This is a genomic window from Azospirillum melinis (assembly GCF_013340935.1).
Classification (GTDB): Bacteria; Pseudomonadota; Alphaproteobacteria; order Azospirillales; family Azospirillaceae; genus Azospirillum; species Azospirillum melinis.
The window spans coordinates 21,059-42,252 of sequence record NZ_WHOS01000064.1; the positions used below are offsets into that span (position 1 = coordinate 21,059).

The 21,194-nt window shown below is 68.4% G+C and carries 25 protein-coding genes; 13 read left to right on the forward strand and 12 right to left on the reverse strand.

The features are described 5' to 3' along the window. Window positions 1–42: 42 nt before the first annotated feature. From dnaQ to GBZ48_RS30010, 5 genes are read right to left on the reverse strand one after another with little or no spacing between them, the layout of a single operon-like run. Window positions 43–726 carry a DNA polymerase III subunit epsilon gene (gene dnaQ, locus GBZ48_RS29990; protein ID WP_174474362.1) on the reverse strand — a complete coding sequence of 228 codons (684 nt, stop codon included), beginning with the start codon at window positions 724–726 and terminating at the stop codon, window positions 43–45. Beyond that, on the reverse strand, window positions 719–1,363 hold the full coding sequence (gene coaE, locus GBZ48_RS29995; RefSeq protein WP_174474363.1) for a dephospho-CoA kinase: 645 nt from the start codon (window positions 1,361–1,363) through the stop codon (window positions 719–721). The genes dnaQ and coaE overlap by 8 nt, the downstream gene beginning before the upstream one ends. A gap of 10 nt (window positions 1,364–1,373) precedes the next feature. After that, entirely contained in the window at window positions 1,374–2,270 is an 897-nt protein-coding gene (locus GBZ48_RS30000; protein WP_174474364.1) for a shikimate dehydrogenase, read from the reverse strand. Further along, window positions 2,267–2,872, reverse strand: a complete 606-nt coding sequence (locus GBZ48_RS30005; RefSeq protein ID WP_174474365.1) for a Maf family protein — start codon at window positions 2,870–2,872, stop codon at window positions 2,267–2,269. Before GBZ48_RS30005 ends, GBZ48_RS30000 begins: the two co-directional genes overlap by 4 nt. Then, on the reverse strand, window positions 2,869–3,708 hold the full coding sequence (locus tag GBZ48_RS30010) for a pyruvate, water dikinase regulatory protein (protein ID WP_109052255.1): 840 nt from the start codon (window positions 3,706–3,708) through the stop codon (window positions 2,869–2,871). Before GBZ48_RS30010 ends, GBZ48_RS30005 begins: the two co-directional genes overlap by 4 nt. A gap of 514 nt (window positions 3,709–4,222) precedes the next feature. On the opposite strand from GBZ48_RS30010, the gene hemE reads away from it, so the two are divergent. From hemE to rho, 4 genes are all read left to right on the forward strand, one after another. Continuing rightward, window positions 4,223–5,248, forward strand: coding sequence for a uroporphyrinogen decarboxylase (gene hemE, locus GBZ48_RS30015; protein WP_174474378.1), 1,026 nt, complete (start codon window positions 4,223–4,225; stop codon window positions 5,246–5,248). A gap of 81 nt (window positions 5,249–5,329) precedes the next feature. Beyond that, the gene (gene hemH / locus GBZ48_RS30020) at window positions 5,330–6,451 is read left to right on the forward strand and encodes a ferrochelatase (RefSeq protein WP_174474366.1); all 1,122 of its coding nucleotides are present in this window, start codon (window positions 5,330–5,332) and stop codon (window positions 6,449–6,451) included. Window positions 6,452–6,492: 41 nt separating this feature from the next. Beyond that, a complete protein-coding gene (hemJ, locus tag GBZ48_RS30025; RefSeq protein ID WP_209798233.1) occupies window positions 6,493–6,921 on the forward strand; it encodes a protoporphyrinogen oxidase HemJ in 429 nt (142 codons plus the stop codon). A 380-nt stretch (window positions 6,922–7,301) separates the two neighbouring features. Beyond that, window positions 7,302–8,558 (forward strand): transcription termination factor Rho, encoded by a 1,257-nt coding sequence (gene rho, locus GBZ48_RS30030; RefSeq protein ID WP_109052252.1) that lies wholly within the window; start codon window positions 7,302–7,304, stop codon window positions 8,556–8,558. Between the two features lie 139 nt (window positions 8,559–8,697). On the opposite strand, the gene secB is transcribed toward rho, so the two are convergent. Next, a complete protein-coding gene (gene secB, locus GBZ48_RS30035; RefSeq protein WP_085086914.1) occupies window positions 8,698–9,186 on the reverse strand; it encodes a protein-export chaperone SecB in 489 nt (162 codons plus the stop codon). Window positions 9,187–9,371: 185 nt separating this feature from the next. Beyond that, on the reverse strand, window positions 9,372–10,019 hold the full coding sequence (locus GBZ48_RS30040) for an FxsA family protein (protein WP_174474367.1): 648 nt from the start codon (window positions 10,017–10,019) through the stop codon (window positions 9,372–9,374). Between the two features lie 221 nt (window positions 10,020–10,240). On the opposite strand from GBZ48_RS30040, the gene GBZ48_RS30045 reads away from it, so the two are divergent. Together GBZ48_RS30045 and mltA are read left to right on the forward strand one after the other, a co-directional pair. Next, window positions 10,241–10,936, forward strand: a complete 696-nt coding sequence (locus GBZ48_RS30045) for a Tim44/TimA family putative adaptor protein (RefSeq protein ID WP_174474380.1) — start codon at window positions 10,241–10,243, stop codon at window positions 10,934–10,936. A gap of 16 nt (window positions 10,937–10,952) precedes the next feature. Beyond that, window positions 10,953–12,155 carry a murein transglycosylase A gene (gene mltA, locus GBZ48_RS30050; protein WP_174474368.1) on the forward strand — a complete coding sequence of 401 codons (1,203 nt, stop codon included), beginning with the start codon at window positions 10,953–10,955 and terminating at the stop codon, window positions 12,153–12,155. A 63-nt stretch (window positions 12,156–12,218) separates the two neighbouring features. Here mltA and hslU read toward each other — a convergent pair whose 3' ends face one another. The 3 genes from hslU to GBZ48_RS30065 form a co-directional block, all read right to left on the reverse strand. Next, a complete protein-coding gene (hslU, locus tag GBZ48_RS30055) occupies window positions 12,219–13,562 on the reverse strand; it encodes an ATP-dependent protease ATPase subunit HslU (RefSeq protein ID WP_174474369.1) in 1,344 nt (447 codons plus the stop codon). 5 nt (window positions 13,563–13,567) lie between these two features. After that, a complete protein-coding gene (hslV, locus tag GBZ48_RS30060; protein WP_098740902.1) occupies window positions 13,568–14,131 on the reverse strand; it encodes an ATP-dependent protease subunit HslV in 564 nt (187 codons plus the stop codon). Window positions 14,132–14,234: 103 nt separating this feature from the next. After that, window positions 14,235–15,683 (reverse strand): serine protease, encoded by a 1,449-nt coding sequence (locus tag GBZ48_RS30065; RefSeq protein WP_246307557.1) that lies wholly within the window; start codon window positions 15,681–15,683, stop codon window positions 14,235–14,237. A gap of 210 nt (window positions 15,684–15,893) precedes the next feature. Between GBZ48_RS30065 and hisB the strand changes: the two genes are divergently transcribed. The 7 genes from hisB to GBZ48_RS30100 all read left to right on the forward strand — a co-directional run bounded on the left by hisB (window position 15,894) and on the right by GBZ48_RS30100 (window position 20,146). Continuing rightward, entirely contained in the window at window positions 15,894–16,517 is a 624-nt protein-coding gene (gene hisB, locus GBZ48_RS30070) for an imidazoleglycerol-phosphate dehydratase HisB (protein WP_044550958.1), read from the forward strand. Window positions 16,518–16,578: 61 nt separating this feature from the next. Then, entirely contained in the window at window positions 16,579–17,223 is a 645-nt protein-coding gene (gene hisH, locus GBZ48_RS30075; protein WP_174474371.1) for an imidazole glycerol phosphate synthase subunit HisH, read from the forward strand. Window positions 17,224–17,227: 4 nt separating this feature from the next. Next, window positions 17,228–17,767, forward strand: coding sequence for a GNAT family N-acetyltransferase (locus tag GBZ48_RS30080; RefSeq protein ID WP_109052245.1), 540 nt, complete (start codon window positions 17,228–17,230; stop codon window positions 17,765–17,767). A gap of 49 nt (window positions 17,768–17,816) precedes the next feature. Beyond that, on the forward strand, window positions 17,817–18,563 hold the full coding sequence (gene hisA / locus GBZ48_RS30085; RefSeq protein WP_098740906.1) for a 1-(5-phosphoribosyl)-5-[(5-phosphoribosylamino)methylideneamino]imidazole-4-carboxamide isomerase: 747 nt from the start codon (window positions 17,817–17,819) through the stop codon (window positions 18,561–18,563). Beyond that, complete coding sequence (hisF, locus tag GBZ48_RS30090) at window positions 18,563–19,348, forward strand: imidazole glycerol phosphate synthase subunit HisF (protein WP_174474372.1); 786 nt, start codon at window positions 18,563–18,565, stop codon at window positions 19,346–19,348. The genes hisA and hisF overlap by 1 nt, the downstream gene beginning before the upstream one ends. Further along, window positions 19,341–19,736, forward strand: a complete 396-nt coding sequence (locus GBZ48_RS30095; RefSeq protein ID WP_246307558.1) for a phosphoribosyl-ATP diphosphatase — start codon at window positions 19,341–19,343, stop codon at window positions 19,734–19,736. The genes hisF and GBZ48_RS30095 overlap by 8 nt, the downstream gene beginning before the upstream one ends. Window positions 19,737–19,777: 41 nt before the next feature. Continuing rightward, the gene (locus tag GBZ48_RS30100) at window positions 19,778–20,146 is read left to right on the forward strand and encodes a histidine triad nucleotide-binding protein (RefSeq protein ID WP_174474373.1); all 369 of its coding nucleotides are present in this window, start codon (window positions 19,778–19,780) and stop codon (window positions 20,144–20,146) included. A gap of 21 nt (window positions 20,147–20,167) precedes the next feature. On the opposite strand, the gene GBZ48_RS30105 is transcribed toward GBZ48_RS30100, so the two are convergent. Continuing rightward, the gene (locus GBZ48_RS30105; RefSeq protein ID WP_098740909.1) at window positions 20,168–20,566 is read right to left on the reverse strand and encodes a helix-turn-helix domain-containing protein; all 399 of its coding nucleotides are present in this window, start codon (window positions 20,564–20,566) and stop codon (window positions 20,168–20,170) included. 126 nt (window positions 20,567–20,692) lie between these two features. Further along, window positions 20,693–21,046 (reverse strand): Smr/MutS family protein, encoded by a 354-nt coding sequence (locus GBZ48_RS30110; RefSeq protein WP_343049725.1) that lies wholly within the window; start codon window positions 21,044–21,046, stop codon window positions 20,693–20,695. Between the last annotated feature and the right edge of the window lie 148 nt (window positions 21,047–21,194).

Genomic DNA, 21,194 nt, shown 5'->3' on the forward strand with positions numbered 1-21,194 from the left:
CCGAGGGGCGGAGAGCCGGATCCGCCCCTTCCTTCCACCGCCTCACTCCACGGCCCAGAGCGGGTTCTTGATCTTCTTCAGCATCTCGGCATGAGCCGCGGCCTCGTCGTCGCTGACGGCGAAGACGCGGGCTTCGCGGAAGGGGCGGTCGATACGGACCGGGCTGGCGACGCCGCCCTTCGAGGCCGGCCCGCCGGCGAAGGACAGGCCGGTCTGCCGGCCGCCCAGCAGCTCCAGATAAACCTCGGCCAGCAGCTGGGCGTCGAGCAGCGCGCCGTGCAGGGTGCGGTTGGAGTTGTCGACGCCGAAGCGCTTGCACAGCGCATCGAGGGTGGCGGGCGAGCCGGGGAACTTCTGCCGGGCCATCAGCAGGGTATCGACGGCACGGTCCTTCGGCATCACCGGATAGCCGGCGATCTTCAGCTCCCAGTTCAGGAAATGCATGTCGAAGGCGGCGTTGTGGATCACCAGCGGCGCGTCGCCGATGAACTTGACGAAGTCGGCGGCGACGTCGTTGAACAGCGGTTTGTCGGCCAGGAACTCCGTGCTCAACCCATGGACGGCGAAGGCCTCCGGCGGCATGTCGCGCTCGGGGTTGAGATAGACGTGGAAGCGCTCACCGGTGGCGAGGTGGTTGACCAGCTCGATGCAGCCGATCTCGACCAGCCGGTGACCTTCCTCCGGCTTGAAGCCCGTGGTTTCGGTGTCGAGAACGATTTCACGCATGATGGATCTGCCCTGGTTGATAGCCGCGCGGCGGCCAGTGCCTTCCGGTCCGCCGTACCACGTCGCGCACAATGCCCTGAAGCGCCCGCCGCGTCACCAGCCGACCGGCGCCGGTCGGAACGACATAGTCGGCACGCTGCCGCTTTTCCATATCCGGCATCTGGCGGGCGAGGATGCCGGCGAACTTCTCCGCCGTCATGCCCGGCCGGGCCAGCACGCGGGCGCGCTGGACGGCGAAGGGGGCCGAGACGACGATGGTCGCATCGACCCGCCGCTCGCCCCGGGTTTCGAACAGCAGCGGGATGTCCAGCACCGCGATCCTGGCACCGCGACGGGCGGCACGGGCAAGGAAGTCGCGCTGTGCCGCCTGGACCATCGGATGCAGGATCGCTTCCAGCCGCTTCAGCGCATCCCCGTCGCGGAACACCGCAGCCCCCAGCGCCGGCCGGCTGACCGCCCCGTCGACCACCACGCCGGGAAAGGCGGCGTCGATCACCGGCACCGCCCAGCCGCCGCGGCCAAGCAGCCCATGCACCACCGCGTCGGAATCGCAGACCGGGGCGCCCATCGCCTTCAGCATGCGGGCGGCGGTGCTCTTGCCCATGCCGATGGAACCGGTCAGGCCCAGCACGATCATCGCCCTTGCCTCAGCCTTCCAGAACGAAGCGGACCAGATCCGGGGTCACCTGCGGCTCGACGCCGAACCAGGCCTTGAAGCCGGGACGCGCCTGATGCAGCAGCATGCCGATGCCGCCGGCCACCGGGTTGCCGCGCGCCCTGGCCTCGGCCAGCAACGGGGTTTCCAGCGGCACATAGACGATGTCGTTGACGACGGCGGAGGCGGGCAGGGCGCGCAAGGACAGGTCCAGCGCCGGCTGGCCGGCCATGCCCTGGGTCGTGGTGTTGACCAGCAGGGACGCACCGTCGAGCGCGGTTTCACGTGAAACCCAATCGACCACAGTCACGCCGCCGTTGAGACCGACCGCAGCCAGATCCGCCGCCAGTTCCTCGGCACGGGCGCGGGTGCGGTTGACCAGACGGACCTCCGGCGCCCCGGCGTCGAGCAGCGCGACCACCACGGCGCGGGCGGCCCCGCCGGCACCGATCACCACCGCCGGGCCGCGCTCCGCCGTCCAGTCCGGCTGTTCGGCACGCAGATTCTCGATGAAGCCGAAGCCGTCGGTGTTGCCGCCTTCCAGCGCGCCGTCATCGGCCACCACGATGGTGTTGACGGCTCCCATCCGCCGCGCCGTCCCGTCCAGCCGGTCGACGGTGCGGAAGGCGATCTCCTTCAGCGGGACGGTGACGTTGCAGCCGCGGAAGCCCAGGGCGGGCAGGGCGCGGATCGCCTGCTCGGCACGCTCCGGCGCCACCGCCAGCGGCACATAGGCGCCGTCGATTCCATATTGCCGCAGCCAGAATCCGTGCAGCCGGGGCGAGCGCGAATGGCCGATGGGCCAGCCCATCACGCCGGCGATCTTCGCCTTGCCGCTGATCGCACCGCCGCTGATCCCCCCGGCACCGCTCGAAGAATCCGCCGTCATTCCCTGCCCACTCCATGCACGCGCAGAAAGCCGAGCAGCGGCAGAAGCGGCAGCCCGAGGATGGTGAAGAAGTCGCCCTCGACCCGGTGGAACAGCTGCGCCCCCAGCCCTTCCAGCTGATAGGCGCCGACCGAGTGCAGCACGTCGTCGCCGACGCGATCAAGGTAATCGTCGAGGAAGGCTTCGCTGAAGTTGCGCATGGTCAGGCGGGCGCTGTCGGTCTTGTGCCACATCCGCTCGCCGTCGCGCACGACCACGGCACAGCTGACCAGCTGGTGGGTCTTGCCGCGCAGGTCGAGCAGCTGGGCGCGTGCCGCGGCGCGGTCGGCCGGCTTGTCGAACCAGCGCCCCTCGCAGTCCAGCATCTGGTCGGCGCCGACCACCAGCGCGCCCGGATGGCGGCGGGTGATGCGCTGGGCCTTCAATTCGGCCAGGGCCTCGGCGACGGCGTCGGCGGGAACGCCCTCGGCCCGGCCGGTGGCCTTCACCTCGTCCTCGTCGACCAGCGGCCTGTCGAGGATGGCGGGAAGGCCGGCCTGCTCCAGCATCGCCGCCCGCGTGCGCGAGCCGGACGCCAGGACGAGCTTGGGAGCCGCGCTCACGTCTTCTTCCCTTCCGGGCTGAAATTGCCGCTCTGGCGGCGGGCGAGCAGCATCATGATCTCGGCCGCGGTCTCCTCGATGGAGCGGCGCGACACGTCGATCACCGGCCAGCCTCGCCGGCTGAACAGCCGCCGCGCCTCCTGCACCTCGGCACGGACCAGCTCGGGATCGGCATAGCTGGAGCCCTCGCCCTGGTTCAGCAGCTTCAGCCGGTTGCGGCGAATCTGCACCAGCCGGTCGGGGTCCTTGGTCAAGCCGACGATCAGCGGCCGGGTCAGCAGGTCCAGCTCCGCCGGCAGCGGACTGCCCGGCACCAGCGGGATGTTGGCCGCTTTGATGCCGCGGTTGGCCAGATAGATGCAGGTCGGCGTCTTGGAGCTGCGCGACACGCCGATCAGCACCACGTCGGCCTCGTGCAGGTCCCAGTTCGACTGGCCGTCGTCATGGGACAGGGCGAAATCGACGGCGTCGATCCGGCTGAAATATTCGGCGTCGAGGACGTGCTGGCGGCCGGGCTGGCGCTGCGATTCCACGCCCAGGAAGGCGGCGAGCGCGTTGATCAGCGGATCGAGCACGGGGATGCAGGGCACCTGCATCTCGCGGCAGAAATCCTGGAGCCGGCGGCGCAGCGTCTCGTCGACCAGCGTGAACATCACCAGCCCGTGGTTGTCCCGGATTCCCTCCAGAACGAGGTCGAGCTGGCGGTCGGTCCGCACCAGATTCCAGAAATGTTCGATCGGCCGCACGTCGTCGAACTGGATGACGCAGGCGCGCGCCACGCTGTTGATCGTCTCGCCCGTCGCATCGGATACGAGATGTAGGTGGAACTCTTTCATCCGTCCCCAACATTCTGTGGAGAATCCGGCCCAGATCTGTGGACAACCGGATTCACCGTCGTTTCGTCCCGGCTGGGGGACTCCTCCTCCCCGATACGGCCAAGCGCGGAACAACTCCGCCGACCGCTTCGGAAGCTGGGAAGATCCGGTCCCGTCCGCCCGGTTATCCACGGGACTCCCGCTCGTCCAGCTATAGCATTTCCGCCGTTTCCGGCGGTAGTGCTCCGAATCGTCCACAGATCCGCACACATGCCCGCACAAGCCCCCGGATCTGTGGACAGATTCTCCAGAATCGGGGATCACCGTTATCCACAGCCATCCACCTCATCCTCTTCCTTTCTCCCTTTAAAAAATATAGTGAAGAAGAGGGGATAAACCCGTCCCGGATTCTGGCGCGGAATCGGCGCCGGAATCGCACGGGGCTTTTCGGATTCGCATGTCAGGGGAACGCACCGTCTTGTCCGCCACCAGCTCCGACGTCCAGAATCGGGCTTCCAAGCCTGCCCTGAAGCCGATGCTCGCCGCCCTGGCGGGAGAGGTGCGGCCGCGCCCGCCCTTCTGGCTGATGCGTCAGGCCGGACGCTATCTGCCGGAGTATCGCGAACTGCGGGCCAAGGCCGGCAGCTTCCTCGACCTCTGCTACAATCCCGACTTCGCGGTCGAGGTCACCTTGCAGCCGCTGCGCCGCTACGGCATGGACGCGGCGATTCTGTTCTCCGACATCCTGGTGGTGCCGCATGCCCTGGGGCAGCCGCTGGCCTATCTGGAAGGGGAGGGGCCGAAGCTGGATCCTGTCCGCAGCGTCGAGGACCTCAAGCGCCTGTCGCGCGACCGCTTCCACGAGACGCTGGCGCCGGTCTACGAGACGGTGCGCCGGCTCTCCACCGCGATCCCCGCAGAGACGACGCTGATCGGCTTTGCCGGGGCTCCCTGGACCATCGCCTGCTACATGGTCGAAGGGGCCGGCTCCAAGGAGTATGCCCACGTCAAGCGCTGGGCCTACGGCGATCCGGTCGGCTTCGGCCAGCTGATCGACCTGATCGTCGAGGTGACCGCCGACTATCTCTGCCGCCAGATCGAGGCCGGGGCCGAGACGGTGCAGCTGTTCGACAGCTGGGCCGGCGTGCTGCCGGTGGCCGAGTTCCGCCGCTGGGTGATCGAACCGACGCGGCGGATCGTCGCACTGGTGAAGGCGAAGCACCCGGACACGCCGGTCATCGGTTTCCCGCGCGGCGCCGGCCACGCCTATGAGGAGTATGTCGCCGGGTCCGGCGTGGACGCCGTCGGTCTCGACACCACCGTTCCGCCGGTGTGGGCGGCGCAGACCCTCCAGACGCGGCTGCCGGTGCAGGGAAACCTCGATCCGATCATGCTGGCTGCCGGCGGCAAGGCGCTGGAGACGGCGACCCACGACATCCTGGCGGCGTTGGCCGGTGGGCCCTTCGTGTTCAACCTGGGCCATGGCGTCATCCAGTCGACCCCGCCGGCCCATGTGGAGGCGCTGACGCGCATCCTGCGGGACTGGCCGGGGCAGGGCTGAGGCCATCGGTGCTAAGCGGCTGAAAAAGCGACGGCGGGGGTCTGGACAGAGCGGCGGCAACGCTCCAGTTTAGCGGGCACCATGAGCCAGCAATTCCCCCAGACCTCCGCCTCGACCCCTGCCGGCCCCGGCGACCGAATTTCTGGGAGCCGGCCGCGTCGCGTCGCCGTCGTGCTGTTCAACCTCGGCGGTCCGGACGCGCCGGAGGCGGTGCGGCCCTTCCTGTTCAACCTGTTCGCCGATCCGGCCATCATCCGGCTGCCGAACCCGTTCCGCTTCCTGATCGCCAGCCTGATCAGCGGACGGCGGGCGAAGCCGGCGACGGCGATCTACGCGCAGCTCGGCGGCAAGTCGCCGCTGCTGGAGAACACGGAAGCCCAGGCGGCGGCGCTGGAAGGGGTGCTGGCGGCGGATCCGGCGGCCGGTGGCGCGGAGACCAGGGTCTTCATCGCCATGCGCTACTGGCACCCGATGAGCGCCGAGACGGCAGCAAAGGTGAAGGCCTACGACCCGGATCTGGTCGTGCTGCTGCCGCTCTACCCGCAATTCTCGACCACCACCACGGCGTCGAGCGCCAAGGCGTGGCATCAGGCGGCCAGCACCGTCGGGCTGACGGCGCCGACGAAGCTGCTGTGCTGCTACCCGACCCAGGCCGGCTTCATCGACGGCACGGCGGACCTGATCCGCCCGCTCTACGAGGCCGCCAAGGCCCATGGCAAGCCGCGCGTCCTGTTCTCCGCCCATGGGCTGCCGAAGAAGGTGGTGGCCGCCGGCGACCCTTATCAGTGGCAGTGCGAGCGCACGGCCGAATCCATCGCCGCGGCGCTGGGCATCGACGATCTCGACTGGATCAACTGCTACCAGAGCCGCGTCGGCCCGATGGAGTGGATCGGTCCCAGCACCGACGCCGAGATCCGCCGCGCCGGCCAGGACGGCGTGCCGATCCTGGTGGTGCCGATGGCCTTCGTGTCGGAGCATTCCGAGACGCTGGTGGAGATCGAGGTCGAATACCGTCACCTCGCCAAGGAGGCGGGGGTGCCGCACTTCACCCGCGTGCCGACGGTGGGGGTGCATCCCGGCTTCATCGACGGGCTGGCCAAACTGGTGCGGCAGACGGTCGCGGGCAAGGCGGCGATCTGCTCGCAGAAGGGCGACCGGATCTGCCCGTCCAACTTCTCCGGCTGCCCGCAGGCGCGGGGCTGAACCGCAACGGCTGAACAGTAAAGAAAAAGGGGACACGCCCGGTGCTGTACGAATGGATCAAGGCGCTGCACGTCATCAGCATCATCGCCTGGATGGCGGGGCTGCTCTATCTGCCGCGCCTGTTCGTCTACCACTGCCAGGCGCCGGCCGGATCCGAGGCGTCGGAGACCTTCAAGGTGATGGAACGCCGCCTGCTGCGCGCCATCATGAACCCGGCGATGATCGCGGCCTATGTGTTCGGCATCACGATGATCGTGCTGACGCCGGAATGGATGAAGCAGGGCTGGCTGCACGCCAAGCTGCTGTTCGTCCTGCTGCTGACCGCCAGCCACATGATGATGGCCCGCTGGCGCCGGGACTTCGCAGAGGACCGCAACACGCGGCCGCAGCGCTTCTACCGCATCGCCAACGAGGTGCCGACGCTGCTGATGATCGGCATCGTCATCTTCGTCATCGTGAAGCCCTTCTGACCGGTGGACAGGTGAATCCCCGGCCTTCCATCTCCCGGAAAAAGCGGAATCCGCGACCTTTGGCGGTTTCGCTTTCGTTTGACTTGCGTCCGCCGATCCGATAACCATGTCAGGACCACGGGGTTTTCGCCCCGCGGCCTCCCACGCCCACATCTGCCGATCCGACGCTCTGATCTTGAGCCGGGCCTGGTGGCTGGCGAATCGCTCCCGTGCGGCCATTTTCCGGACGCCCTGGCGCGCCTTCGCCGAAGCGCCACCCGCTGCCCACCCGACGCGACCGCGTTGCGGCGTCCGCCGCCCCCAGCCGCCGTCGGCCGGACCCTCCGGCACTCCCCACCTCCAAGGCCACTCCCCCGCATGACGATTTCACAGGCAATCCGATGCATCTCCAAGAGCTGAAGTGCAAAAGCCCCGCCGAACTGCTGGCGTTCGCGGAGGAGCTGCAGATCGAGAACGCGAGCACGCTGCGCAAGCAGGACATGATGTTCGCGATCCTGAAGCAGCTGGCGGAAAACGACATTCCGATCTTCGGCGACGGCGTGTTGGAGGTGCTGCAGGACGGGTTCGGCTTCCTGCGTTCGCCGGAAGCCAATTATCTGCCGGGTCCCGACGATATTTACGTCAGCCCCAGCCAGGTGCGCCGCTTCGGCCTGCGCACCGGCGACACGGTGGAAGGGCAGATCCGCTCGCCCAAGGACGGTGAGCGCTATTTCGCCCTGCTGAAGGTCAACACCATCAATTTCGACGCGCCCGACAAGGTCCGTCACCGCATCAACTTCGACAATCTGACGCCGCTCTATCCGGAAGAACGGATCCGGATGGAGGTCGAGGACCCCACCAAGAAGAACCTCACCGGCCGCATCGTCGACCTGGTGGCGCCGCTCGGCAAGGGGCAGCGCGGGCTGATCGTGGCGCCGCCGCGCACCGGCAAGACGGTGATGCTGCAGAACATTGCCCACTCGATCGCCACCAACCACCCCGAAGCCTATCTGATCGTCCTGCTGATCGACGAGCGTCCGGAAGAAGTGACGGACATGGCCCGTTCGGTGCGCGGCGAGGTCATCAGCTCCACCTTCGACGAGCCGGCCACCCGCCACGTCCAGGTCGCGGAAATGGTGATCGAGAAGGCCAAGCGCCTGGTCGAGCACAAGCGCGACGTGGTCATCCTGCTGGACAGCATCACCCGCCTGGCCCGCGCCTACAACACCGTCGTGCCAAGCTCGGGCAAGGTGCTGACCGGCGGCGTCGACGCCAACGCCCTGCAGCGGCCCAAGCGCTTCTTCGGTGCCGCCCGCAATGTGGAAGAGGGCGGGTCGCTGACCATCATCGCCACCGCGCTGATCGACACCGGCAGCCGCATGGACGAGGTGATCTTCGAAGAGTTCAAGGGCACCGGCAACTCGGAAATCGTGCTGGACCGCAAGCTCTCCGACAAGCGCACCTTCCCGGCCATCGACATCTCCAAGTCGGGCACCCGCAAGGAGGAGCTGCTGGTCGACAAGGGCACCATGTCGAAGATGTGGATCCTGCGCCGCATCCTGATGCCGATGGGCGTGACCGACGCGGTCGACTTCCTGGTCGACAAGCTGAAGCACACCAAGTCGAACAACGAGTTCTTCGAAAGCATGAACCAGTAAGGTCGTGCCGGATCCGCCCCCTTCTCTGCGGAGGGGGCGGCCTGCCGTCGCGGCACAGAAAAAGGGCGGGGACCTTCCGGTCACCCGCCCTTTTCTTTTTCAACTCAACCCGGTCCCTTCGACCGATCCCTGAGCGGGATCAGAAGGGCGGCTGCTGCGGCTGTTCGGCCTGCTGGGCCGACTGGCGGTGGTACAGCTCGGCGAAGTCGATCGGGTTGATCATCAGCGGCGGGAAGCCGCCTTCGCGGGTCGCGCTGGAGACGATGGCGCGGGCGAACGGGAAGATCATCCGGGCGCCTTCGATCATCAGGACCGGGCGGTGATGCTCTTCCGGCAGGCCGGGGAACTGGAACAGCGCGCCATAGGCCAGCTCGACCAGGAAGGCGACGGACTCGCCCTGGCGGGCTTCGCACCGCAGGTTCAGCGTCAGCTCGTAAATGTCGTCGCCGACCTTCTGGCCCTGGACGTCGACGCCGATGTTGACCTGCGGCTGCGGCTGGTTCGGCAGCAGGCTCTGCGGGGCGTTGGGGTTCTCGAAGGAGAAGTCCTTCACATACTGCGCGAGGACATGCATCGGCAGCGAAGACGTCTGCTGCTGCTCGGCGCCGTTGCTCATCTGATCGGACATAACGGACTCCTAATCGCCGGCCCGCTTTCCATCCCCGGTCCCGGTATGGACGGGGGGCAGGGGTCGCAGGCCGACCCGGATGTGAGGTGACAGGGTTTGGTTCGCGACGGTTGTGCCTTCGCCCAAAGGGCTGGCTATCATGGATCGACCGTCCTGCCAACGGAAACCGCCGACGGATTGGCGGCTCAGCGCCGCTCATCTGGACGGTGCTTCCCCCATTGGGAATCGGTCAGCCGCGGCGCGTCGCGATCCTCGCCGTTCCTGTCCTCCGGGGTGACGTCGCGGAAATCGCCGTCGATAACGCCGGGCACGCCGGGAGCGGAGCGGAAGGGATCGTCGCCGCGGCGCGGACCGCCGGTGCCGAAACCCCCATTGCCGAACCCCTGGTCGCCGGTGGCGGGGCCGCCGGCACCAGCCCCGAAACCGGGACCGAAGCTCCCGGCTCCGAATCCACCCCGGCCCGTGGTGGTGAAGACCGGCATGCCGGCGCCGATCCGGCTGAACAGCCAGCGGCCGATGCCCCGGCGCAGCGGCCGGATCAGCAGCAGGATGCCGAGAATGTCGGTGAGAAAGCCGGGGATGATCAGCAGGATGCCGGCCAGCACGGCGCAGAAGCCGTCGAGCACGGTGCCGATGGGCGCCTCGCCGCGCGCCGCCGCCGCCTGGGCCTTGCTCAGCGAGGCGAGCCCCTGGTGACGGACGATCAGCATGCCCACCACCGCCGACAGGGCCAGCAGCCCGATGGTCGGCCCGGCGCCGATCCAATCGCCGACCTGGATGAATCCGACGATCTCCAGGATCGGCAGAAGAAGGATCAACAACAGGGGATTCATGGTGTCCTTGCTCTTCGGGCTCGCTGCCCCTATCTAGGTTTGGATAGGTCGTCCGGTCGAAAGACCGCCGGCCTCATCCAATTGGCGGTTCAATCGGCAATTACTGGCGGGCAAGCAACACGTAATGCCGACCGGCCGCAAGGTCCAGAGGCGGGCCGGATCCGCCGGCGATTTCGCCGCGGCACAATGCTCACGACAAATCGTATTGGAAGGAACAGATGATGGGAGACGGGTTCGTGTTCATCGAGATCGTGATCTTCGCGATGATCGCGGCCTTCCTCGTCTATCGGCTGCGCAGCGTCCTCGGCCGCCGGACGGGGGAGGAGCGGCAGCGGTCCAACCCCTTCACCTCCGCTCCGGGTGCTGCGAAGCCGGACAATGTGGTGACCCTGCCGGAGCGCAACCGGGCGCGACCGGATGTCGCACCGGGCGCCGATGTCGTGTCGTCGGACGAGCCGCTGTCGCTGGCCGCGTCCATCGACCAGATCCGTGCCGCCGATCCCAACTTCGACGAGAAGCATTTCCTGGAAGGCTCCAAGGCCGCCTTCGCCATGATCGTCGATGCCTTCGCCCGGGGCGACACCGCGACGCTGCGCCCGCTGCTGGCCGACGACGTCTATGACAGCTTCGCCCAGGTCATCCGCGACCGTCAGGCCGCCGGCGAACAGCATGAAGCCCGCATCGAGCAGGTCCGCGAGGCCGAGGTGGTGGAGGCGAAGCTGGATGCCGGCCGCACCGCCCGCGTCACCGTGCGTCTGGTTTCCGATCAGGTGAATGTGGTGCGTGATCGCAACGGCGCCATCGTCGACGGCGATCCCAAGGCGCTGGTGGAGAACACCGACGTCTGGACCTTCGCCCGCAACCTCCGTTCCCGCGATCCGAACTGGGCGCTGGTCGAGGTGCGGCCGGTCCAGTGAGGAACGACCACCAGCAATGACACATCGTCACCGTACCGGTTTCAGCGCCATCGCCCTCTTCGGGGCGGTGGCGTTGCTGTTTTCGGCCTGCGCTCCCAAGGAGGAGATCAAGCCGCCGCCCGACGCCCTGACCCTGGCGCCGTTGTCCTTCGCCGATCTGCCGGGTTGGCGCAGCGATCCGGTGGCGCAGGCGGTGCCGGCGCTCGCCCGGTCCTGCGCCCGCTTCCGGAGCCTGCCCGCCGACCGGACGGTTGGGCCCAACGGGGTGGCCGGGACCATCGGCGACTGGCAGGGCCCCTGCGCCCGTCTGGCGGATCTGCCTGCCGGTGACGATGCCGCCGCCCGCGCCTTCTTCGAGGCGACTTTCACCCCTTACGCCGCCGGCAACAACGGCAGCCGCGAGGGCCTGTTCACCGGCTATTACGAGGCCGAGCTGGAGGGCAGCCTGCGCCCGGATCCGGCCTATCCGGTTCCGCTCTACCGCCGGCCGCCCGATCTGGTGATGGTCGATCTCGGCGATTTCTCCGACCGCTGGAAGGGCGAGCGCACCGCCGGCCGCGTGGTCGACGGCAAGCTGAAGCCTTACGAGGATCGCGCCGCCATCATCGCCGGATCGCTGAAGGGCAAGGGGCTGGAGCTGGTGTGGGTGAAGGACCCGATCGGCGCCTTCTTCCTGCAAATCCAGGGGTCGGGCCGGATCCGGCTGGCCGACGGCAGCGAGACGCGTGTCGGTTACGCTGCCCAGAACGGCCACAAATACGTCGCCATCGGCAAGGAGCTGATCGACCGCGGCGCGCTCAAGCGGGAAGAGGTTTCATTGCAGACCATCCGCGCCTGGCTGCTGGCGCATCCCGATCAGGCCGCGGCGGTGATGAACGTCAATCCGTCCTACGTCTTCTTCCAGACGCTGGCCGGCGACGGCCCGAACGGTGCCCAGGGCGTGGCGCTGACGCCCGGCCGCAGCCTGGCGGTCGACTCAAAGTTCATGCCCTATGGCGTTCCGGTGTGGCTGGATGCCGAGGACCCGGTCGATGGCGGGCAGCGGCTGCAACGGCTACTGGTGGCGCAGGACACCGGCGGAGCGATCCGCGGGCCGGTGCGTGGCGACGTCTTCTGGGGCCATGGTCCGGAGGCGGAGCACAGGGCCGGACTGATGAAGAGCCGGGGGAGCTATGTGCTGCTGCTGCCGAAAAGCGTGAAGGTGGCTGCCGGAAGCTAGGCGCGGGCAGGGCGATGTTTCACGTGAAGCAGAGGGGCGCCCGAGCGGACGCCCCCCATGCCGTCACAGAATGAACTTCGACAGGTCCGCATTCTTCGCCAGCCCGCCGACCCGTTCCCGCACCAGCGCGGCGTCGATGGTGACCGTCTCGCCGGCGCGGTCGCTGGCGGCGAAGCTGATCTCCTCCAGCAGGCGTTCCAACACCGTGTGCAGGCGGCGCGCGCCGATGTTCTCGACGGAGCTGTTGATCTCCGCCGCCAGCCGGGCCAGCTCGTCGATGCTGTCGTCGGTGAAGACCAGATCGACCTCCTCCGTCTTCATCAGCGCCTTGTACTGGCGGATCAGGCTGGCTTCCGGCTCGGTCAGGATGCGCTTGAAGTCGTCCTGGCTCAGCGCCTTCAGCTCGACGCGGATCGGCAGGCGGCCCTGCAGCTCCGGCAGCAGGTCCGACGGCTTGGCGATGTGGAAGGCGCCCGACGCGATGAACAGGACATGGTCGGTCTTCACCGGGCCATGCTTGGTCGACACCGTGGTGCCTTCGATCAGCGGCAGCAGGTCGCGCTGGACGCCTTCGCGGCTGACGTCGGCGCCGCGCGCGTCGGAGCGGGCGGAGATCTTGTCGATCTCATCGAGGAAGACGATGCCGTTCTGCTCGACCGCCCGGATCGCCTCCGCCACCACCTTTTCCTGGTCCAGCAGCTTGTCGGACTCCTCGGCCATCAGCACCGTGTGGCTCTCGGCCACCGTCATGCGGCGGGTCTTGGTGCGGCCGCCCATCATCTTGCCGAACATGTCGTTCAGGTTCAGCATGCCCATCTGGGAGCCCGGCATGCCGGGGATGTCGAAGGTCGGCATGCCGGCCGGCGCACCGGTGTCGGCGACCTGGATTTCGATCTCCTTGTCGTTCAGCGTGCCCTCGCGCAGCATCTTGCGGAACTTGGCGCGTGTCTCGGCACTGGCGCTGTCGCCGCACAGCGCGTCGAGCACCCGCTCCTCCGCCCGCAGTTCGGCCTTGGCGGCGACCTCCTTGCGCAGCCGCTCGCGGGTCAGGCCGATGGCGGCCTCCACCAGATCGCGGACGATCTGCTCGACATCGCGGCCGACATAGCCGACCTCGGTGAACTTGGTCGCCTCGACCTTCAGGAACGGGGCCTGGGCCAGCCGGGCGAGGCGCCGCGCGATCTCGGTCTTGCCGACGCCGGTCGGGCCGATCATCAGGATGTTCTTCGGCAACACCTCTTCCCGCAGCCCCTCGGGCAGCTGCTGCCGGCGCCAGCGGTTGCGCAGCGCGATGGCGACCGCGCGCTTGGCCTCGTTCTGGCCGACGATGTAGCGGTCGAGTTCGGAGACGATCTCGCGCGGGCTGAAGGCGGCGGTGTCGGCGGAAACGGATGCGGTCTGGCTCATGGCGCTCACAGCTTTTCCAGGGTGACGTTTTCGTTGGTGTAGACGCAGATGCCGGCGGCGATCTTCATCGCCTTGCGCGCCACGGCTTCCGCATCCATCCCGTCGATGTCGATCAGCGCGCGCGCCGCCGACAGGGCGTAGGAGCCGCCAGAGCCGATGCCGATCAGCCCGTCCTCCGGCTCCAGCACGTCGCCGTTGCCGGTCAGCACGAGGCTGACGCTCTTGTCGGCCACCGCCATCATCGCTTCCAGGCGGCGCAGATAGCGGTCGGTGCGCCAGTCCTTGGCCATCTCGACGCAGGCGCGGGTCAGCTGGCCGGGATACTGCTCCAGCTTGCCTTCCAGCCGTTCGAACAGGGTCATCGCATCGGCGGTGGCGCCGGCGAAGCCCGCCATCACCGTGCCGCCGGCCAGCCAGCGGACCTTGCGCGCGTTGGCCTTCATCACCGTCGGGCCGACCGAGACCTGCCCGTCGCCGGCGATCACCACCTGACCGTTCTTGCGCACCGACAGGATCGTGGTGCCGTGCCACTGGATGGGATCGTGAGGATTGGACGCTGGATAGGTCATGCGGGAACCACGCTGGAGAATGGGAAACGGTCCCGCCGCCCCGGATCCGGGGCGCCGTCGCAGGCGCATGGACCTTGCAAGTCGTGGCGGCAGGGCATCCGGTCTATGTGGGAGGGGCGCTGTCCCCGTCAAGCATATCGGCCTCTGGCTCGTCCTCATCCCACAGGGACTCGACCAGGGCGTTCCGGCGCGTTTTGCCGGTTTTGGGCGGAGCGGCGGATGGCATGGGGCCGGCCGGATCCGCCCCCAGCCGGTCGAGCAGCGGACCGAGCGCCAGGAACTCGACCAGACCGGCCGGGGTGGCGGCCGAAGTGGCGATGAAGCGGCCGGCGGAGGGCGCGACGCCGACCAGCGCGCCGCTGCCGTCCAGCAGCGGATCGCCCGCCTCGGTCACCGCGGTGAGCAGGGCGGCCGAGCCCAGATCCGCCTGGATCAGCGTGGCGGCATCCCCGTCATCGGCCGGCAGCCCGCCGACGATGCCGGCGATCTCCCGTCCCCGTCCGCCCGGGATCGCCCGCACCGGCTCGCTGACGCGCAGGGCCGCGGTGCGCAGGGGCAGGGCGGGCAGCCGGGCCGGCACCCGCACCAGGGCGAAACCGCTGGCCGGGTCGCGCCCAACCACCCAGCCGGTCAGCTCCACCCCGCGGGCGGGCCGGACGGTGACGTTGGGGTCGGATCCGGGCAGTGGGGCCAGCAGCACCGCCTGGACCTCGCCGGCCGCATCGGTCTCGCCGATCACCAGCCCATGCGACCCGCCGACCGGCAGTCTCGCCGCCGCCGGCCGGCCGGATCCGGCCCCGGTCCGCAGCAGCAGGCGGCCCGGACGATATGCCGCGGACCCCACGGCCAGGGCAGGGGATGCGGCGTCCGGCGTCAGCGGCGTGGGTCCGGATCCGGCCGGCGCCGCCACGGGAAACAGGGCCGGCGGAGCCACCGACGGGGGCTGGGACCGGGGCGGGGCGCCGCCCGACAGCAGGGCACGGAAGCCGCCGTCGGCGGCGAGCGCCTCGACCGCGGCGGCGAAGGCCTCCTCGACCAGCAGGGTGTCGCCTTGCGGCACGCCGCTCTCCTGGGCAATGGCGCCGGTGGTGACCACGCGGTGCACCAGCCCGCCGCCGCGCGCGTCGTAGACCGTCCATTCCACCTTGACGCTGCCGGTGCCGGAACTGCCCTTGCTGCTGCCGGTCAGCCAGTTGGTGCGGTGGCACAATTCCAGCTGCACGTCGCGCAGGTCGCCCTGCACGGTGAAGCGGGCGCGGCTGCGGTTGCCGTCGGGGTTGTCGGGACCGCCGGGCCGGCCGACCACATCGAAACCGGCGGCGGTCATCGCCTCGGCGAACCGCTCGTCGAAGGTGGAGCCGCGCCGCATGTTGACGCCGCTGGTCCAATAGACGTCGTCGTAGGGCGGGGCGCAGTCGATGCCCCAGACATAGCGGCCGATCTGCATCCCGCGCCGCATCGACCCGATGGTCAGCTCGCCGAAGCGGAACGGCGCCGTGGTCCCGGCGGCCACCGGCGGCGCTGTCCTGGCGACCGGCGGGGGCGCGGACATACCGCCGCATCCGGCCGGTAGCAGGCCGAGGAGCACGGTCAGGGCTGCGGCGGAAAAGCGCGGATGGTCGGTCATAAGCGGATATGCACGCAGGAAGTGTATCGAACTCTACCCTGCACACGTCCGTAGGACAATCGTCGGAATGGACAGGGCGCGCATCAATCGTGCCGGATGCTGGCGCGCAGGGATGCTTCCTGCTACAAAACCGCCATGGACCAGACCCCCATCAATGGCGGCCGCCGCGCCTCGATCGAGCGGAACACCACGGAGACCCGGATCCGGGTCGCGCTGAACCTTGACGGCACCGGCGTCTACGACGTCAAGACGGGGGTCGGCTTCCTCGACCACATGCTGGAACAGCTGTCGCGCCACAGCCTCATGGACCTGACTGTCCTGGCCGACGGCGACCTGCACATCGACTATCACCACACCACTGAGGACACCGGCATCGCCATCGGCATGGCGGTGGCGAAGGCGCTGGGCGACCGCAAGGGCATCCAGCGCTACGGCCATTCCTATGTCCCGATGGACGAGACGCTGACGCGGGTGGCGCTGGACTTCTCCAACCGGCCCTACCTGATCTGGAAGGTGAACTTCACCCGCGACAAGATCGGCGATTTCGACACCGAGCTGTTCCGCGAGTGGTTCCAGGCCTTCGCCATGGCCGCCGGCGTGACGCTGCACGTCGAGAACCTGTATGGCGAGAACAACCACCACATCGTGGAAAGCTGCTACAAGGCGCTTGCCCGCGCGCTGCGCGCCGGGGTGGAGATCGACCCGCGCAAGCGCGATGCGGTGCCCTCCACCAAGGGCACGCTCGGCGGATCGCTCTGACGGCGGGGACCGCGGTCCAGCCATCCCCCTCCGCCGTCCTATCGGAAGGTTTGTCACGTTCATGGAAACGGTCGCGCTGATCGATTACGGCTCCGGCAACCTGCGCTCCGCCGCCAAGGCGATCGAGCGCGCGGCCGGCGAAGCCGATGCGTCTTACACGGTCCTCGTCACCTCCGACGCCGATGCCGTCCGCCGGGCCGACCGCGTGGTCCTGCCCGGCGTCGGCGCCTTCGCCGACTGCAAGCGCGGCCTGTCGGAGGTGCCGGGCATGCTGGAGGCGCTGGAGGAGGTGGTGCACCGCCGCGGCCGGCCCTTCCTCGGCATCTGCGTCGGCATGCAGCTGATGGCGGAGCGCGGCCGCGAATATGGCGTGACCGAGGGGCTGGGCTGGCTCCCGGGCGAGGTGGTGAAGCTGGAGCCGGCCGATCCGGCCCTGAAGATCCCGCACATGGGCTGGAACGAGCTGAACATCCGCCACCCGCACCCGGTTCTGGCCGGCCTGCCCGAGGGCAGCCACGCCTACTTCGTCCATTCCTACCAGTTCAGGCTCGCCGATCCCGACACGCTGATCGCGTCCGCGGATTATGGCGGGCCCTTCGCCGCGGTGGTCGGGCGCGACAATCTGGTCGGCACCCAGTTCCATCCGGAGAAGAGCCAGGCGACCGGCCTGGCGCTGATCGCCAATTTCCTGCGCTGGAAGGTCTGACGAGATGGCCGAGATCGCCATCGACAAGGTCGATGCGCTGAAGACCGCCGACCTGCACGACCTGTGCGACGCCGCCGATGACGCCATCCGCGCCGGCGGCGGCTTCGGCTGGGTCGAGCCGCCGCCGCGTGACGTGATGGAACGCTATTGGAAGGGCGTTCTGGTGGTGCCGGAACGGGTGATGTTCGTTGCCCGCCTGGACGGGGTGGTTGCCGGATCCGCCCAGCTGGTCAAGCCGCCGCGCAACAACGAGGCCCAGGCCCACGCCGCCCAGCTGACCACCAGCTTCGTCGCTCCCTGGGCGCGCGGCCACGGCCTTGCCCGCCGCCTGACCGTGGCCGTGCTGGAGGAGGCGCGCGCCGTCGGCTTCAAGGTGCTGAACCTCGATGTCCGCGTGACGCAGGATGCGGCCATCGCGCTCTATGAATCGCTCGGCTTCAAGCGCTGGGGCACCCATCCCTTCTACGCGCTGGTGCAGGGCAAGCCGCTCGCCGGACATTACTACTGCAAGGATCTCGAGCCTGCGCAACAGCCGCCGGCCTGATGACCGCCCGCCTGACAACCGCCAGCCACGCCATAGGAAGACGCCCGCGATGATCATCTACCCCGCCATCGACCTCAAGGACGGTGCCTGCGTCCGCCTGCTGCGCGGCGAGATGAGCCAGGCCACGGTCTTCAACACCGATCCCGGCGAACAGGCCCGCCTGTTCCAGAGCCAGGGCTTCGAATGGCTGCATCTGGTCGACCTCAACGGCGCCTTCGAAGGCAAGCCGGTGAACGGTGCGGCGGTCGAGAGCATCCTGAAGTCGGTCACCATCCCGGTGCAGCTCGGCGGCGGCATCCGCGACCTGACCACCATCGGCATGTGGCTGGAGAAGGGCATCAGCCGCGTCATCCTGGGCACGGTGGCGCTGCGCGATCCGGAGCTGGTGAAGGCGGCCTGCCGCGAGTTCCCGGGCAAGATCGCCGTCGGCATCGACGCGCGCGAAGGCTATGTCGCCGTGGCCGGCTGGGCCGAGACCTCCGACATCAAGGCGCTGGATCTGGCGCTGAAGTTCGAGGATTGCGGCGTCGCCGCCATCATCTACACCGACATCAACCGCGACGGCGCCATGGGCGGCGTCAACGTCGAATCCACCTCCGACCTCGCCTTCCACCTCACCACGCCGGTCATCGCGTCCGGCGGCGTCTCGTCCATCGAGGATTTGAAGGCGCTGAAGGTCGAGGAGGACACCGGGATCGAGGGCGTGATCTGCGGCCGGGCGCTGTACGATGGCCGGATCGATCCCAAGGAGGCGCTCGCCCTGCTGTCCGCCCCCGCCGTCGAGGACGCCGACTGATGCTGAAGATGCGTGTCATCCCCTGTCTGGACGTCAAGGACGGCCGGGTGGTCAAGGGGGTCAATTTCGTCGATCTGGTCGATGCCGGCGATCCGGTGGAGCAGGCCCGCGTCTATGACCGCGAGGGGGCCGACGAGCTGACCTTCCTCGACATCACCGCCAGCCACGAGAACCGCGACACCATCTTCGACGTGGTGCGGCGGACGGCGGAGCAGGTCTTCATGCCGCTGACCGTCGGCGGCGGCGTGCGCACGGTGGACGACATCCGCAAGCTGCTGCTGGCCGGCGCCGACAAGGTGTCGATCAACACCGCGGCGATCCACCGTCCGGACTTCGTGCGCGAGGGGGCCGAGAAATTCGGCGCCCAGTGCATCGTCGTCGCCATCGACGCCAAGAAGGTCGCTCCCGGCAGATGGGAGGTCTTCACCCATGGCGGCCGCAACGCCACCGGCATCGACGCGGTGGAATGGGCCAAGCGGATGGAATCGCTGGGGGCGGGCGAGATCCTGCTGACCTCGATGGACCGCGACGGCACCAAGAGCGGCTTCGACCTGGAGCTGACGCGCACGGTGGCGGACAGCATCCGCGTCCCGGTGATCGCGTCTGGCGGCGTCGGCACCCTCGACCATCTGGTGGAGGGCATCCGCGAGGGGCACGCCACCGCTGTGCTCGCCGCCTCGATCTTCCATTTCGGCACCTACACCATCGGACAGGCCAAGGCCGCGCTCGCCACCGCCGGCATTCCGGTGCGCCCGGCCAAGGCGCTGGAGACGACGAATGGGTGACAAGAAGGCCGCCGAAAAAGCCGTCGAGAAGGCTGCCGAGAAGGTTCAGGCCCTGCCGTCGGCCACCCCGTCCGCCGAGGTGCTCGACCGCCTGTTCGTCACCGTGCAGGCCCGCAAGGGCGCGGATCCGGAAACCTCCTACACCGCCAAGCTCTACAGCCGCGGCACCGCCAAGATCGCCCAGAAGGTGGGCGAGGAGGCGGTGGAGGCCATCCTGGAGGCCGTACGCGGCGACAAGGCGGCGCTGGCGGCGGAATCCGCCGACCTGCTCTATCACCTGCTGGTGCTGTGGGCCGATCTCGGGCTGGATCCGGCGGAGGTCTGGAGCAGGCTCGCCCAGCGCGAGGGCACCAGCGGCATCGACGAGAAGAAGTCCCGCAAGGCCTGAGCAGGGCTTGATCGAGACTCCCCAGCAAGAGGACGCATGCGATGGCCAAGAGCTATGACGCCAACAACGTGTTCGCCCGCATCCTGCGCGGCGAAATCCCGTGCAAGAAGGTGCACGAGACCGAACACGCGCTGGCATTCCACGACATCGAGCCGCAGACCCCGACCCATGTGCTGGTGATCCCGAAGGGCGCCTACATCGACATGGACGACTTCACCGCCAAGGCGTCGGAGGCGGAGATCGCCGGCCTGTTCCGCGCGGTGGGCGAGGTCGCCCGTATGGTCGGCGCCGACGGCCCCGGCTATCGCATCCTGTCCAACTGCGGCGAGGCCGCGCATCAGGAAGTGCCCCACCTGCACATCCACCTGTTCGCCGGCCGCGACCTGGGGCGGATGATCGGCAAGGCTTGAGCCGCCCGGCGCCGGTAGCCTCTACCGCCGCCGCATCCCCACCCGGCGCCGTGTCCCCTTCTTCGGCGGCACGGCGTCGAGGATCGCCAGGATCGCCGCGATCCCGTCCTCGTCCAGATCGCCGATCCGTTCCGACAGAAGGTTGGCGAGTTCCGTCGCCCGCGCGCTCAGGCCGGAGGTGTCCACCGTCACGCGCGGGTGGGACAGATCCGCCAGCCGTTCCAGCTCCTCCGCCTCGTCCCAGATGATGCCGAAATAGGCGCAGATCTGCCGGACCAGCTGGGGGGAGGGCTGGCCGCGCTTGCCATGCTCCAGCGCCGACAGATAAGCGGACGAGATGGACAGGTCGGTCGCCATCTGCTTCAGCGTCACGCCCCTGGCGTCGCGCAGCGACCGGACCCGTTCGCCGAACGGGGTCATGTGGAGTCCCTGACTGTTTGGGACCTGGAGACCATCCGACGCTTACCAAAGCGTCGGATGGTCTCCAGCCATTCGATTTTGCGTGCGATTCACGCTTCGGACGAGTCCGTCCGAACCGATCGCACTTTAGTCCTTACGGTCGCGCCGCCGTTTGATCAAGACATACAGCGCACCGTCGCCGCCATGCTTGGGCTGGGCCGGCTGGATCGCCAGCACCATCGGGCGCAGGCCCGGATCCGCCAGCCAGCGGGGGGTCGCCTGCCGCAGCACGCCCAGGCTGCCGAAACTGCCCTTGCCGGTGATCACCAGCACGCAGCGCCGCCCCTCGTTCCAGGCGCGGTGGACGAAGCCGGCGAGCGCGTGGTGGGCCTGGGCCTGGGTCATGCCGTGCAGGTCGATGCGGCCGTCGATCTCCAGCTCGCCGCGGCGGAAGCGGTCGCCGGTGCGGCGGTCGATGTTGGCGGTCGAACCGGGCGTCAGGGGCGGGGGGGGGCGCCCCCCCCCGCCGCCCCGTTTGGTTCTTTTTCACACCTTTGCCCCGCCCGCCAAAAAAAAGGGGGGTGTCTTAGGGGTGGGCGCGCTCTGAAGAAAAAAAAACAAAGGACGCGTTATGTTGTCACGAAGTAGT

Bases quoted from the DNA above. Each gene is read 5' to 3' on its own strand.
- GBZ48_RS30080 (WP_109052245.1), top strand. From the start codon at position 17,228: ATGGCCGAGATCGCCATCGACAAGGTCGATGCGCTGAAGACCGCCGAC.
- hemH (WP_174474366.1), top strand. From the start codon at position 5,330: ATGAGCCAGCAATTCCCCCAGACCTCCGCCTCGACCCCTGCCGGCCCC.
- GBZ48_RS30100 (WP_174474373.1), top strand. From the start codon at position 19,778: ATGGCCAAGAGCTATGACGCCAACAACGTGTTCGCCCGCATCCTGCGC.
- hisA (WP_098740906.1), top strand. From the start codon at position 17,817: ATGATCATCTACCCCGCCATCGACCTCAAGGACGGTGCCTGCGTCCGC.
- hslV (WP_098740902.1), bottom strand. From the start codon at position 14,131: ATGACCTATCCAGCGTCCAATCCTCACGATCCCATCCAGTGGCACGGC.
- GBZ48_RS30095 (WP_246307558.1), top strand. From the start codon at position 19,341: ATGGGTGACAAGAAGGCCGCCGAAAAAGCCGTCGAGAAGGCTGCCGAG.
- hemE (WP_174474378.1), top strand. From the start codon at position 4,223: ATGCTCGCCGCCCTGGCGGGAGAGGTGCGGCCGCGCCCGCCCTTCTGG.
- hisF (WP_174474372.1), top strand. From the start codon at position 18,563: ATGCTGAAGATGCGTGTCATCCCCTGTCTGGACGTCAAGGACGGCCGG.
- GBZ48_RS30000 (WP_174474364.1), bottom strand. From the start codon at position 2,270: ATGACGGCGGATTCTTCGAGCGGTGCCGGGGGGATCAGCGGCGGTGCG.
- secB (WP_085086914.1), bottom strand. From the start codon at position 9,186: ATGTCCGATCAGATGAGCAACGGCGCCGAGCAGCAGCAGACGTCTTCG.
- hslU (WP_174474369.1), bottom strand. From the start codon at position 13,562: ATGAGCCAGACCGCATCCGTTTCCGCCGACACCGCCGCCTTCAGCCCG.
- mltA (WP_174474368.1), top strand. From the start codon at position 10,953: ATGACACATCGTCACCGTACCGGTTTCAGCGCCATCGCCCTCTTCGGG.
- dnaQ (WP_174474362.1), bottom strand. From the start codon at position 726: ATGCGTGAAATCGTTCTCGACACCGAAACCACGGGCTTCAAGCCGGAG.
- hisH (WP_174474371.1), top strand. From the start codon at position 16,579: ATGGAAACGGTCGCGCTGATCGATTACGGCTCCGGCAACCTGCGCTCC.
- GBZ48_RS30065 (WP_246307557.1), bottom strand. From the start codon at position 15,683: ATGTCCGCGCCCCCGCCGGTCGCCAGGACAGCGCCGCCGGTGGCCGCC.
- GBZ48_RS30045 (WP_174474380.1), top strand. From the start codon at position 10,241: ATGGGAGACGGGTTCGTGTTCATCGAGATCGTGATCTTCGCGATGATC.
- rho (WP_109052252.1), top strand. From the start codon at position 7,302: ATGCATCTCCAAGAGCTGAAGTGCAAAAGCCCCGCCGAACTGCTGGCG.
- coaE (WP_174474363.1), bottom strand. From the start codon at position 1,363: ATGATCGTGCTGGGCCTGACCGGTTCCATCGGCATGGGCAAGAGCACC.
- GBZ48_RS30040 (WP_174474367.1), bottom strand. From the start codon at position 10,019: ATGAATCCCCTGTTGTTGATCCTTCTTCTGCCGATCCTGGAGATCGTC.
- GBZ48_RS30105 (WP_098740909.1), bottom strand. From the start codon at position 20,566: ATGACCCCGTTCGGCGAACGGGTCCGGTCGCTGCGCGACGCCAGGGGC.
- hisB (WP_044550958.1), top strand. From the start codon at position 15,894: ATGGACCAGACCCCCATCAATGGCGGCCGCCGCGCCTCGATCGAGCGG.
- GBZ48_RS30010 (WP_109052255.1), bottom strand. From the start codon at position 3,708: ATGAAAGAGTTCCACCTACATCTCGTATCCGATGCGACGGGCGAGACG.